13 protein-coding genes are annotated in these 13491 nt (G+C 51.1%); 10 read left to right on the top strand and 3 right to left on the bottom strand.

The window, feature by feature from the left end; genetic code table 11:
* Nucleotides 1-34 precede the first annotated feature (34 nt).
* Together CO251_RS08480 and cimA are read right to left on the bottom strand one after the other, a co-directional pair.
* On the bottom strand, nucleotides 35-841 hold the full coding sequence (locus tag CO251_RS08480) for an ABC transporter ATP-binding protein (RefSeq protein ID WP_158246249.1): 807 nt from the start codon (nucleotides 839-841) through the stop codon (nucleotides 35-37).
* A gap of 27 nt (nucleotides 842-868) precedes the next feature.
* Nucleotides 869-2464 (bottom strand): citramalate synthase, encoded by a 1596-nt coding sequence (gene cimA / locus CO251_RS08485; protein ID WP_103375351.1) that lies wholly within the window; start codon nucleotides 2462-2464, stop codon nucleotides 869-871.
* A 258-nt stretch (nucleotides 2465-2722) separates the two neighbouring features.
* Here cimA and CO251_RS08490 point away from each other — a divergent pair, with 258 nt between their 5' ends.
* Nucleotides 2723-3673, top strand: a complete 951-nt coding sequence (locus tag CO251_RS08490) for a fibronectin type III domain-containing protein (protein ID WP_103375352.1) — start codon at nucleotides 2723-2725, stop codon at nucleotides 3671-3673.
* Nucleotides 3674-3680: 7 nt separating this feature from the next.
* Here CO251_RS08490 and CO251_RS08495 read toward each other — a convergent pair whose 3' ends face one another.
* The gene (locus CO251_RS08495) at nucleotides 3681-4058 is read right to left on the bottom strand and encodes a hypothetical protein (RefSeq protein ID WP_207654652.1); all 378 of its coding nucleotides are present in this window, start codon (nucleotides 4056-4058) and stop codon (nucleotides 3681-3683) included.
* Nucleotides 4059-4251: 193 nt separating this feature from the next.
* On the opposite strand from CO251_RS08495, the gene CO251_RS08500 reads away from it, so the two are divergent.
* From CO251_RS08500 to CO251_RS08535, 9 genes are read left to right on the top strand one after another with little or no spacing between them, the layout of a single operon-like run.
* Nucleotides 4252-4719, top strand: a complete 468-nt coding sequence (locus CO251_RS08500) for a DsrE/DsrF/DrsH-like family protein (protein ID WP_103375353.1) — start codon at nucleotides 4252-4254, stop codon at nucleotides 4717-4719.
* Nucleotides 4720-4741: 22 nt separating this feature from the next.
* A complete protein-coding gene (locus tag CO251_RS08505; protein ID WP_103375354.1) occupies nucleotides 4742-5428 on the top strand; it encodes a 4Fe-4S dicluster domain-containing protein in 687 nt (228 codons plus the stop codon).
* 34 nt (nucleotides 5429-5462) lie between these two features.
* A complete protein-coding gene (locus CO251_RS08510) occupies nucleotides 5463-6662 on the top strand; it encodes a heterodisulfide reductase-related iron-sulfur binding cluster (protein ID WP_103375355.1) in 1200 nt (399 codons plus the stop codon).
* A gap of 34 nt (nucleotides 6663-6696) precedes the next feature.
* A complete protein-coding gene (locus CO251_RS08515) occupies nucleotides 6697-7761 on the top strand; it encodes a CoB--CoM heterodisulfide reductase iron-sulfur subunit A family protein (RefSeq protein ID WP_103375356.1) in 1065 nt (354 codons plus the stop codon).
* A complete protein-coding gene (locus CO251_RS17195; RefSeq protein ID WP_146039029.1) occupies nucleotides 7761-8468 on the top strand; it encodes a hypothetical protein in 708 nt (235 codons plus the stop codon). The genes CO251_RS08515 and CO251_RS17195 overlap by 1 nt, the downstream gene beginning before the upstream one ends.
* On the top strand, nucleotides 8446-9726 hold the full coding sequence (locus CO251_RS08520) for a (Fe-S)-binding protein (protein WP_207654653.1): 1281 nt from the start codon (nucleotides 8446-8448) through the stop codon (nucleotides 9724-9726). The genes CO251_RS17195 and CO251_RS08520 overlap by 23 nt, the downstream gene beginning before the upstream one ends.
* 30 nt (nucleotides 9727-9756) lie before the next feature.
* Nucleotides 9757-10527 (top strand): electron transfer flavoprotein subunit beta, encoded by a 771-nt coding sequence (locus CO251_RS08525; protein ID WP_103375357.1) that lies wholly within the window; start codon nucleotides 9757-9759, stop codon nucleotides 10525-10527.
* A 2-nt stretch (nucleotides 10528-10529) separates the two neighbouring features.
* Complete coding sequence (locus CO251_RS08530) at nucleotides 10530-11480, top strand: electron transfer flavoprotein subunit alpha/FixB family protein (protein WP_103375358.1); 951 nt, start codon at nucleotides 10530-10532, stop codon at nucleotides 11478-11480.
* Nucleotides 11481-11484: 4 nt separating this feature from the next.
* Nucleotides 11485-13479 (top strand): (Fe-S)-binding protein, encoded by a 1995-nt coding sequence (locus CO251_RS08535; protein ID WP_103375359.1) that lies wholly within the window; start codon nucleotides 11485-11487, stop codon nucleotides 13477-13479.
* Nucleotides 13480-13491: the final 12 nt, after the last annotated feature.

Raw genomic sequence — 13491 nt, forward strand, 5'->3', positions numbered from 1 at the left:
CGGCTTCTAGTTAATGACCACATTGTCGACAACATTATCCAACCCGCGTTTCTCCCACAACTCTTGCCCATGGCCGTCCATGATCCCATTGTACTTCAATTGGCACCTGAAAGGCAGTAGAAAGCGCATCGTTTGTCACAACCGTCGATAGGGTGCCGGATTTTAAAATTCGCCCTTTGTCGAGAAGCAAGCCATGGGTGAAACCTGCGACGAGTTCTTCGACATGGTGCGTGACGTAGATGACGGAGGATTGCGCGCGTTGCGTCAATTGCGCAACCCCTTGGAGCAACACTTCGCGGGAAGGAATATCGAGTCCTGTACATGGTTCGTCAAGAATCAACAGTTGAAAATTTGCCATGTACGCCCGAGCGACTAAGACGCGTTGGCGTTCGCCTTGGGACAGAACGCGAAAGGGACGGTCCGCTTTATCTACCATATGCACGGCTTTTAACGCTTCCAGCGCTTTGTCCCGTTGCTCGGGACGCATTCCTTTGAACGGGGCTCCAATAGAGGCATCTTCACCTGTTACGGTGACTTGGAGGACCGTGTTATCTCCATGATGGCTATAAAACCAATCGCCTAGGGATATGCTAACCCATCCAATGGACTTACGTAATTCGCGCAAGTCCACCTGTCCAAATGCATGTCCCATGACGCGGACATCGCCTGATGACGGCCATAAGTAGCCCGTAATGATATTGAGTAAGGTACTCTTTCCTGAGCCATTGGCTCCCATTAATGCCCAATTTTGTCCCGGCTCAATGCGCCAAGAAATATCGTGCAAGAGCGGTTCATTATTGCGAGACAAATGGACATGTTGCAATTCGACAATGGCTGGCAAAGGTTTACACTCCTTTATGACCTGATTCTACAAGGGCTGGCTTTGCTTACCTAGGTGAGCGGGAACGGTATGAGAAACCCAAAGGGCATAGTCTACCGAATCTAGCAAAGCTTGCCATGAGGCTTCGAGGATGTTGCGCGAAACCCCAACAGTTTGAATGGTTTCGTCGCGGAACTCTGAACGAATCCATACACGGACCAATGCACCCGTGCCATCGCGTCCATCCAATACGCGCACTTTATAGTCTTTTAGCCGCAACCCTTCGATAATGGGATAGATCTGGCTAAGAGCCTTGCGTAAGGCCACGTCTAGAGAGTTCACGGGACCGTCGCCTTCTCCGACTTCGACGAAATGTTCGTTACCAATAATAATGCGTACGGTGGCTTCAGAAATCATACGCTGGTCCTTTGTGACGGACGCATGAAACCGATCTACTTCAAAATAGGAAGGGACGTTTCCTAGTGAGCGTTCAACGAGTAATTTCATGGATGATGGCGCGTCTTCGTATTGATAACCCCGTGCTTCCAGCTTTTTCACCGTTTGTACCAATTCTGTAACGGTTTCCGAAGAAGCATCAAGGTTGTGAAAGTTATAAAGCAGATTCGATTTGCCGGCCAGTTCGGACACGAGGATGCGCCGGCTCTGTCCAACGGATTCTGGATGAACATGTTCGTAGGCTTCCGGAAATTCGCGGACGGCTCCCACGTGCACACCGGCTTTGTGCGTAAAAGCATTGTCGCCAACAAACGGTGCGGAGTCATCAGGCATTAGATTGGCAATTTCAGCCACGGTGCGGGAAAGACGTGTCAATTCCTTCAGCATTAGTTCGCGGCCTGCTTGTCTATTCATTTTATACACAAGATTGGGCCAAATAGTGCATAAGTTAGCATTGCCGCAACGCTCACCATAACCATTAATCGTTCCTTGGACCATAGTGGCCCCTCCGATAACGGCGGCCAGCGAGTTGGCCACGGCTAATCCGCTGTCATTATGCGCATGAATGCCAAGGGGCACGGAGACTGCACGGCGTGCAAGTTCCACATATTCAGTGATTTCATGAGGAAGCGACCCGCCGTTGGTATCGCATAAGACAATCCACTGCGCGCCACCAGCTTCAGCTGCTCGCAACACCTGCAGCGCGTAATCGACATCGGATTTGCAGCCATCAAAAAAATGTTCGGCGTCAAAGATGACTTCTAAATCATGTTGGCGTAGGAATTGAATCGATTCCTCAACCATTTCCAGATTATCTTGGAGAGACAGTCCGAGAATTTGTGTGGCTTGGAAAACCGATGATTTTCCGAATAATGTCGCGACAGGACACTGTGCATCAAGAATGGCACGGAGATTTGCGTCGTCTTCCACAAACACACCGCGCCTTCGGGTACTGCCAAAGGCCGTAAGCTTAGCTTGGGTGAGTCGGGTTTTGGCCAATTGGAAAAACATTGTGTCTTTGGGATTGGAAGCGGGCCACCCGCCTTCGACATAGTCGAACCCGAATTCATCAAGCAGCTGGGCAATTTGCAATTTGTCCTCGACCGAAAGGCTGATGCCGCGTCTTTGGGTCCCATCGCGGAGGGTGGTGTCATATAGTTGGATACGGTTTGTCATCAGTACACTCATCACTTCCTCAAGGTTGCTTGCGAATGGCCAGCTCAGGCCAAGCCATAACAATTTATGCTGGTTCCGTAAATTTTATCTCATTTATGCATGAGAATCAAAGCTTTCTGGATACTCTGCCGAGTGTTATTCGCGGTTATGGACGTCCTGTTGTTTTCTTTTGCGGTCGAAGTATTGAGCCTTTATGACAGGATGCCGTGTAGTATACTGATTCCATTTGATAGTATTTGTCTACGCCTGGCAAAGGTAGGGGGAATCATAATGGACAATTCTGGCAAGAGACGGCGATTTTGGCGGGTGCTCGCAATTTTAGGGGTTGCAATGATGGTTCCTGTCTCATATTTAGCTGGATGGATGGCGGATGTGGGTCAGGTTCGTCCAGTGCTAAGCCAATTAGATGCGGCGCAAAAAGCTCTCGCCCATCAGCAAGCGTCCATACCCCAAGAACCTCCGGAGAAGGCCCCGTCTCGTCTCAGCTTGACGTGGGGAGCGCGACATGTGACCGTGAAGTGGCCGGCTGTAAAAGGCGCTGCGGCTTATGTTGTGTACCGGGCTCAAGGTTCACAAAGCTATCCGCAAGCGATAGAGGTGGGCCAAGTGAGCCATGTTGCCGTTTCCATCAGTTTTGTTGATGCTTCCGTGAAACCCAATACGTCATATACCTATTGGGTTGTTCCCGTCAATGCTGCGGGGCAAGGACCTGTCAGCCCTGCGGCGACGTGCCGCACTTATCTGCCGATTTCCGCTGCTGTTGCTCTAGCTCAACGATCGGCTGTTGTGACGCGGGCTACGAAGTGGGAGCAGAGTGCATGGGGATTGCTAGCGTCTCGCCAACAGAGTACGCAACCCCTGGCGTGGCATGTGAATGCCCAGTGGTATAGTGACTACGTATTTCCCTCTAGCGCTACGTCCTCCACATGGCTGACAAAGAGATGGACCACATGGACGGTGGATGGACAAGCGCTGCACGTTTTGCCACAAAAGGGAATTTCCCAGTTGATAGGGAAATTCCCGGTGGCTAGTGCGCTGTCGGTCGGCGATTCTACGCCACAAGATATTGCGTTGTGGTTTCGGGGTGGTCGCTGGTTCGACCAATTGGTAGACGCTCAAGATCCCGAGATACCACCATCGGCCTTGCTGATGAACCGCTATGCCCAAGCCGTAGCTTTCACGACGGCTTCGGGCCAAGAGGTATCCTTCGTAGCCCCTTAGGCCCTCATTATAAGACGTTTTCCGCGCTCGCCTTCTGGTTGGAGGTGAGCGCGGCTTCGCGTTCTGGGGAAGGGGCGCGAAATATGATTAATCCCCGTTCATTTCCCTCTTGACTCTTACCTTGAAGGACGATATCGAATGTGTCATCAGTCGCCCGCAAACGCAGTTGCCAATGGCCAATGGCGGGGGGGTTGTTCTCGCCTTGTGGGGTGAGGACAGCTTCCATGTACCAGGTAAAGTTTTCGGTGGGCTGAGTATAAGGAAGAAAGTCCATTTTTCCTCGATTGATGTTGCGCAAGGCTGCGTTGACCTCTATTAATGTCTTGCCCATCCCCGGATACCACTGATCTAAAAAGGATAGTGCGGTGGTGTACGTTGTTGTCATCGTCAGTTAAGCCTCCCCGTAATATAGTGTGAGTCAAAAAGAACTACAGTGTACCTTAAATCGTCTGAAGTATATCAACAAAGTTATTGTATTCACAAAATATAAAGTTGGTTGTATTTTTCACTTAAACAATATATCATGAAACTAGACTAAAGTACTAGTCAAATAGGCGTGGTTAAAAGAGGGGGAGATTATGGCGCAAGATCGGTTGGCGATTATTGTGTCAAAAGGCAGCTTGGATATGGCTTATCCGCCGTTTATTTTGGCAACGGCAGCGGCGGCCTTGGATATGGAGTGCATGTTGTTTTTTACGTTTTGGGGTCTCGATGTTATCAATAAAGAGAAAATTGACAATTTGACGGTGTCTATTGCAGGAAATCCTGGCATGCCGGCAATGGCCCGTGTAGCTGGAGTTGTCCCCTTTGGCACTAAGGTGGTGTCGTCTATGATGCGAAGCCAATTTGCTAGCTCCAATGTCATGTCTATTCGGGAGTTTCTTACAGAATCGGCAGAATTGGGGGTCCATTTGGTGGCGTGTCAAATGTCTATGGATGTTTTAGGTGTGAAGCGCGAGGATTTAGTGCCTGAAGTAGAGGATGTGGTGGGAGCGGCAACCTTTCTAGATTTTGCTCGCGACGCCAAAATCAGTCTCTTCGTTTGAGTGCTGCGAAGGAGGTGGGTTAATGCCGTCAAATCTATATAAAGAAGTCGCGCTAGAGGAAAAACAGAGACTATTCGACGAGGTTAAGGCGGATCCCCGGTTTGAGACTTATTTATACGGGTGCTACGAATGCGGAATTTGTGTTGCTGCTTGCCCTTCGGCGCGTTTTTATGACTTTTCCCCACGCAAGATTACTCAAACGTTGGCGCGCGAAGATGTGGAATTGTTTTACGAACAGCTTAATGACGATATTTGGAATTGTTCGCAATGCTTTTCTTGCAATCGATGTCCGCGCCAAAACAGCCCTGGTGGTCTGATCACGGTCATGCGCGAAGTTGCCGTAAATAATGGGCTGCGTTCCATGAAAGAAGCGCTCGCGGGATACACCCGAATTATCTACAAGATCATGACGACAGGTACTCAGGTGTCGCCAGACATGTTGCAAGAGGATGCGTTTCCTGATTGGGGACCCCAAGTGAAAAAAGTTTCGGAAAATTTGGACGTGTGGCGCCGGGCGTTGCCGCCGGAAACGCTGCATACGACAGGGCTCTCGTGGCAGGTGGAAGAACGAACCATGCACGAGTTATACGCGATTTGGAAAATGACGGGGACTTTGGACATGATTAGCCTAGTTGATGAAGGGCTGCACGACATTATGGAGGAGATTATGGATGATGCGCTGGAAGAGAGCGGATTGCAGGTTGACTAGGGGGCCGTTGGAGGTCTAAAAGAGGAGGGAACACATGGAACCGTTGAATTTGCCGATCACTGGTACCAAGGTTGAGACGTCCAAAGTCTTTGAGAGAGACCCTGAGACCGTACGCGACGAGGACTTGCGTGAAGCCATATGGGAATTAGGTCGCGAAGGGGAGTGGATTGTTCAACCTGTCCCGGAGCCATATTACCTAGCACCAACGAAGTTTGGGAGAATGAAAAAGATTCCGTTAGAACACACATGGCACCATAAAAGCTGTGGTCAATGCGGACACATTCCCGGCTACTCCACATCGATTTTCTGGCTCAACCGCATATTGGGCTATGATTACTTTGACCCCAGGGACCAAACATCTTGTACTGCATGGAACTATTATGCCTCCGCAACATCGAATCAGGCAGCTCAGGCCGCCGTTGCCATGCGGAACTTTTCTGCCGCTTATGAGACTGGCTACTATCCTCTTATCCATTGTGGCACGAGTTTTGGCCATTACAAAGAAGTGCGTCATGAATTGGTGCACGACGCCAAGCTACGCCGTCAGGTCCGTGCCATCATTGAGAAATTAGGACGTCCATTTGTGATGCCCGAAGAAATTGTCCATTACAGTGAATGGATGTATGCAGTGCGTGATGAATTGGCCGCACGGGTTCAGTATGATTTATCCCCAATTACCGCAACGGTGCACCCCGCTTGCCATTATTACAAATTGCAAAGCGGCGATGCTATTTATGATCCCGAAATTTATGGCGGGCAACGCACCGCCGCCGTCACGGGAGTGGTGCAGACCTTAGGGGCACAAGTTGCGGACTATTCGACTTGGTATGATTGCTGTGGCTTTGGATTTCGGCACATTCTTGTTCAACGAGATTTTACTCGAAGCTTTGCTACATTGCGAAAAATTGAGGTGATGAAGCAAGAGGCCAATCCTGATGTGGTCTTGACGCACGACACAGGTTGCGTCACGTCGTTGGATAAAAGTCAATTTGCGGCGAAAGCCCATGACCGGCAGGTTGGCGTGCCGGTTATGTCAGAATCGCAATTTGCTGCGTTGGCGCTGGGGGCACATCCCTTTCGGGTTTGTCAACTCCACTGGCATTCAGTGGATTATCGACCCTTGCTGAGGAAAATGGGGATCGATGTGGACCGCGCATGGGCTGAGTTTGAAGACGATGTTAGCAAAATTAAGACCGGTGAACTGGATTATGTGACATGGGAACATGTGCTCTAAAAGCGGTTGAGACTACGAGCGGGAGGGCGACGGAATGGGGAACACGGAAACAGTATTAATTGTCGGGGCGGGCCCTGGGGGGATGGAGGCGGCGCGGGCCGTGGCCGACCTCGGTAAAAAAGCCATTTTGGTGGAGGCCAAAGGGGAGATAGGCGGTACGCCGTATTCCTCCTACGCGACATTAACGCCGGACTTGCAAGAAACGGAAGAAGCCATGGGCCATATTGTACGGGGCATTCATCAAAATCCTGCAATTGATTTGCGCCTCAATACACGGGTTGTCAAAAGCGAAGGAGAAGTTGGGGCGTTTCATGTCACTTTAGAAAGTGAGGATTCGACACAAACCGTGGTGGAAGTAGGGTCCATCATTGTTGCCACGGGCTTTCAGCACTTTGATCCCGGCCGTGAAACGCAGATGTACGGTTATTACGAATATGATGATGTGATTACTTTGGTCGATGCGGAGCGGATGTTTAAGAGTGGTGCCATCGTTCGGCCATCAAATGGGGAGGCGCCTGAACGAGTCGCCTTCATTCAATGTGTTGGATCGCGCGATCGTCAAATTGGCAACCAGTATTGTTCTAAGGTCTGTTGTGGCATTGCCTCCAAACAGTCCATCGAAATTAAGCGCATGTTGCCGAACGCTAAGGTTTTCATTTTCTACATCGATATGCGGATGTACGGATTTTGGGAGGACCAAATCTATTGGAAGGCGCAGGAAGAATACAAAGTGAATTATGTCCGTGGCATTGTGACCGAAGTCATTCGTAAGGGAGATAAGCTGCTCATTAAAGGCGAAGATACCACGATGGGGCGGCCTATGGAAGTGTTGATGGACATGGTCATCTTATCGGTTGGCATGGAGCCCTCCAAGGGTACGTTGGAAATGGCAAAGATTTTTAATCTTCCCCGCGAAAGTCATGGGTTTCTGCAAACGGTAGGAGGCCCCTTAGATACCGTTACCACGCCTATCCCAGGAATCTTTGTGGCGGGAGCTGCGGCTGGGCCCAAGGATATTGAGGATACCGTTTCAATGGGAGGCGCGGCAGCTGCCAAGGCTGTGGGGATGTTAAACCGCATGGCGTTAGAGGAGGTGTGATGAGCGCTCTAGTTATTGATGCGGAAGCGGTTGGAGATTTTTTAGATAAGGCAGAAGGTTTTGTGACGGCGGAAGATATCGAACGCTGGAATAGGGTCATGACGGTGCGTTTAGGCGATGCTTCTGATGTTCTGGCCGACGACATGCGCAATCTTTTGGTGGTCCCGGGCACGAGACGGTTGAATGAGGGGGGCTATCAGCTCTGGACGCAACACAAGGAGACGTTAAAACACGGCGTTATTCACACGCCCGGGAATATGGCAGCCTACTTGACGTCGATATCAGCTCCCCCTTGGCTATGGGAATGGACGACATTTTGGCTGGCGGCCTTGTGGCCTGACGATTTCGTCTGGTGGTCACGGTGGATGTTTCTTCCCTCTAGTCGAACCGGGGCGGTGCCGCTTGTGCTCGTCGATCCAGAGTGTCTTGTGGCCGATCCCCAGACGCTCTATGGGCAAATTGTGCAGGCTGGACATTTTATGAATCATGTGATGGAGAGTTTGCGACGTCTGCCTGATATTGATCCGCGTTATCGGCATTTAACGGCATTCGCCATGGTGTATGCGGTGTACCTCTTTACAATGACCTCGTGGCGGCTTACCGAAGAGTTTACCCGCGTGCTCCCTCCATTTCCCCGCGTGGTTGCGAGTCTCTTGGGTATTCAGAGATGGGAGGAATATAGCATTGCAAAAGGCAAAAGCAATTGAATTAGACATTGCAGTAGTCGATGGTGTTGAGCTTAACGGTTCATGGAACCGCATGTTTGAGCCGCGCGTGATTTCTGAATATGACTTGTCGGTTTTAGATAGCATCACGCAAATTCCTGGCGCTGAGTCGTTAGGTTATTGCTATCAGTGTGGAAAGTGTACGGGTGTGTGTCCGGTGGACACGGTAGGAGATTATTCCCCGCGTAAAGTTTTTCGCCGCACGCAACTCGGTATTTCTCTCATCGATTCTCCCGATCTGTGGCTGTGCACAACATGCCGAAATTGTCTGCGTGTGTGTCCCAAAGAGGTCAACATGATTAATATCATGCCTGCTGTCCGGGAACAAGCTGTCTTAGAAGGTAAGGCGCCGGATGAATTGCTAACGGCATTTGAAAACACGGCGCGTTATGGCAATCCCATTGGCGAGTCGCCTCGTAAACGCGCTGACTGGACAAAGAATGCTGGCGTAGCGGTTCCGATTATGTCCCAGCGCAAAGCGCCGGTTGATGTCTTGTGGTTTGTGGAATGTTACCCGTCCTATCATCCTCGAGGCAAAGAGGCTTCGTCGGCGTTGGCTCGCGTGTTTGACGCTTTGAGCGTCGACTATGGGATTTTGGGCACCGAAGAAAAATGCGCGGGAGATTCTCAGCGGATGGCGGGAGAGCGCGGATTGTTTGAAATGTTGGCCGAGCACAACATCAAGATGTTGTCAAAGTACACGTTTAATCAGCTTGTGGTGACTGACCCACATGCATACAATGCGTTTCTTCATGAGTATCCAAAAATGGGGGGCGAGTGGCCAGTCCAACACTACACGCAATTTTTAGCGGAACGATTGAACCAGGTGCATTTTGTGAAGGCGCTTAACAAACGGGTCACCTTTCATGATCCATGTTATTTGGGACGTCATAACGGGGAATACGAGGCACCGCGAGCGTTGTTGGCAGCCTTGCCGGGCATTGACCTCGTCGAAATGGGGCATTGTCGAGAGACGTCCTATTGCTGTGGTGGCGGTGGGGGCGGCATGTGGATGGACAGCTTTACGCGAGACTACGCCAGCGAGCGGCTGTCGGAACGGCGCGTGAAAGAGGCCATTGAATATGGTGCAGAAATTTTAGCCGTCAGCTGCCCCTATGAAGTACCGCGATTTGAGGATGCGGTGAAGTCAACCGGGCATGATGGAGAGTTGCAAGTTATGGATATTGCCGAACTTATGGCGTATTGCATGGGGCTGAACGAGGCTTTGGTCCTGCACTGACCCACGATATTAGTTAAAGGAGGCCATCATATGCGATTAGCAGTGCTTTTGAAGACGGTTCCAGATTTGGTAGAAGAGTTGGCCCTCGATGAAGACGCGCGGACCTTACTGTTTGACGAGATGAGTTATGTCCCAAGCGAATGGGATGACCAAGCGCTAGAAGAGGCTTTGATTATCAAAGAAGAGTCTGGCGCGGAGGTCACGGTGATTGCGGTCGACACGGGAGATGTGGACACGATGCTGTTCACCGCGTTGGCGAAAGGCGCTGACTATGCGGTAAAAATCGTAGGAGATTTTGATGCGGCCATGAGTAATTGGCAAAAGGCGCGCGTACTAGCGGACTATCTTGGGCGAGGGGATTTTGACGCAGTGCTCTCCGGAGTTCAAGCCATTGATGACGTCGATGGCCAGTTGCCAGGGCTTGTTGCGGGGTTTTTAGGTTGGCCGCACGCGTCCGTAATCACAGAGGTTCGCGTCGCGGGCGGGTCGCATCTTCAGCTGCGACAAGAATATGCGGGAGGGCTTGTTGCGGAATTAGAAACGGTGACGCCGATTGTGGTAGGGGTGCAGGCGGCGCGTAAACCTCCGCGATATGCGTCCGTGGCTAAGGTCAGGCAAGTGGCGAAGTCAGCCACGATTGACGAGGTCGAAGCGGATGTTGCTGAGGCGAGACTGGCCGGCGTGGAATATGTTCGCCCCGTCGCCGCTGGTCATGCAGAAATGATTGAAGGAGATATCGACGAAGTGGTCGATCGAATTGTGGCCATTTTGGAAGAGCGCAACTTACTAAGGAGGGCATAAGAATGGGACCTATTCTCATTGTGGTAGAAAATGGTGCGGCGGGGATCACTGAGGCGACAAAGGAATGCGTCAACAAGGCCAAGTCGTTGGCGGCTCAGTTGGGAACGACAACCGTTGCGGTGGGATTTGGCAAACAGCATGTCAGTGACTTGCGGCGGCTGGCTGTGACGAAGGTTGTCATTGCCAGTGGGGGGACCATGGATCTGTATAATCCGGATGCTTACGAGAAGGTATTAGCGGAGATTTTTGGGAATGTCAAACCCTATTTAACGTTGATAGCCAACACAACGATGGGATTAGATTTAGGTGCTGGGTTAGCAGGACGTACACAGACGCCCTTGATTGCGTATGGCATTGACATCGAAGAGCAAGATGGGCGATTAACAGCCATCAGTCAAGTGTTTGCAGGCAAACTCTTGGCCCGGGTTCCTATCCCAGAGGATGGTGCAATCGTGACTGTAATTCCTGGGTCGTGGCCCGCGGACAATGAAGCGGGAGATCCGGAGATTGAGGAATGGACGGCCCAAGACTCGGAAGCTATGCGGGTCCTTCGCGTGGTTGAACCCGAACAGAGTGATATTGACATTACGAAAGCGGATATTTTGGTGAGCGTGGGCCGTGGCATTGAGGGACCAGACAATTTGCCCTTGGCGGAAGACTTGGCTGAGGCTCTAGGGGGTGTTGTCAGCTGTTCACGGCCTGTGGTCGATGCCGGTTGGCTGCCTAAAGCCCGCCAAGTGGGAAAGTCTGGGCAGACGGTCAAACCCAAACTCTATTTGGCGTGTGGAATCAGCGGAGCTCCCGAACATCTCCAAGGCATGCGCGATGCCGACTTGATCATTGCCATTAACACGGATGAGTCGGCTTCGATTATGGATATTGCGCATTTTGGAACGACTGCCGATATGTTGGAGTTGATGCCGGCGCTAGCCGAACGTCTTAAAGGGGGGTGAGGGAATGGGCCGTGATTTGCTCATGGCGCTGACCATTGTAATGTTCTTGGGAACTGGAGGCTTTTTTATCTCGCGTATGGCCCCGATTATCGGGGTCATGCGCCTTGCACGACCCACTGATCGTCTTGACAACGTTGGTCAGCGGCTGGGATTTATGATGCGGCAAGTGTTTGCGCATCAACGGCTGATGCGCATGAAACTCTCCGGCGTGTTGCATTTCTTCATATTTAGTGGGTTTGTGATTTTGTTTATTGATATTGTCGATGCCATTGGCCAAGTATTTGTCCCGGGATTCAACATCGGATCGGCGTTGGATTTTGTGGTCGATTTGTTTGTAACGCTGGTATTGATTGGCATTATATTAGCCGTCTATCAACGTGCGGTGTTGAAACCGGAACGTTATCACGGGTCAGATGAGCGTGACGGCTATATCATTTTGGGCATGATTGCCCTCATTATGATTGGGATTGTGCTCCACGAATCCTTCTATCCGTTTGCCGCGCCTGTGTTGTTTCATGTCCATCCAAGACTTGACCCATGGGGCTTCTTAGGGTATTCGGTGGCGCAACTGTGGATTCGTACGGGGCTGGCGATGCATCCCGTGATTGCAGAAGTGGGTTACATTCTGGGATATCTCCTTGACATTGGGATGGTCTTTGCCTTTTTGGCATATCTCCCCACCTCGAAACACTTGCATATCTTCTTGGCAGTTCCCAGTATCTTTTTGCACAAGACGCGTCCCCATGGTGAGTTAGTACCGCCTGTGGATCCCGATGCGGGCATGGCCATTCGCACGGTCAAGGATATGAACTGGAAGGATGTCTTGGACCTTTTTACCTGTACCGAATGCGGGCGATGTCAAGCTGTATGTCCTGCCCATGCCGCCGGACAGCCCCTCTCCCCAAAGATGGTCATCATTGAATTACGGGATGCGGTGCGCCGAGAGCTTGCAGGGGGCGAACCGCTGCCGCTCGCAGGCGGCGTCGTGAGTGCGGAAGAATTGTGGTCTTGCACGACGTGTGGCGCTTGTCAAGAAGCCTGTCCAGTATTTATCGAGCATGTGCCCAAGATTGCCGGGTTGCGGGCAGCGCTGCTTGAGGATGGCGAAGTGGATAAAAGTACGCAAAAGGTCTTGGTGGGATGGGACCGTCAAGGCAATTCCTTTAATCAACCGCAGCGCAAGCGTCCCGCTTGGGCTAAGGGGTTGGATTTTACGATTAAGGATGCGCGCAAAGAACCCGTCGATTGGCTATGGTTTGTGGGTGACTTTGCTTCTTATGACCCGAGGATGCAGCATCTCTCACGGTTGGTCGCACGGCTTCTCCACCGCGCAGGCATTGATTTTGGCATTCTGTATGAGGGGGAAGTGAACTCGGGCAATGATGCGTTGCGGATGGGTGAATATGGATTGTTTGAAACGCTAGCGCAAAAAAATTTGGCAGCCCTCGAGAAAGCGCAGTTTAATCAAGTCTTTACGACGGACCCGCATTCGTTTAATGCGCTGCGCAACGAGTACGGTAAATTAGGATTTGACCGTCCAGTACGTCACTATACTCAAGCCTTTCTGGATTTAATTGAACAAGGTCGGTTACGTCCAGAGCCTTTGAATCTGCGCGTCACGTATCATGACCCTTGTTATTTAGGTCGCTGGAATCGGGTGTTTGATGCACCGCGCCAACTTCTTGAAAAGATGGGGGTGGAATTGGTGGAAATGCCTCATCACGGGGCCAATAGCTTCTGTTGTGGTGCTGGGGGAGGCCGGATTTGGATGGAAGAGGTTGGTATGACAGACAGACCCGCGAATATTCGTATGCGTGAAGCTTTGACATTGCAAGACGTCAATCATTTTGTGGTGGCTTGTCCGAAAGATATGTCAATGTTTACGGCAGCAGTGCAGAGTACAGGCAGTGAAGAGCGTATGAAGGTGATTGACGTCGCGGAGCTATTGGCGCAGGCGGTGGGATTAGATGAACCGCTAGACCGGGTTATGGCCGAATAACGAGCTCATGAC

This window comes from Sulfobacillus sp. hq2 (genome assembly GCF_002903155.1).
Classification (GTDB): domain Bacteria; phylum Bacillota; class Sulfobacillia; order Sulfobacillales; family Sulfobacillaceae; genus Sulfobacillus; species Sulfobacillus thermotolerans.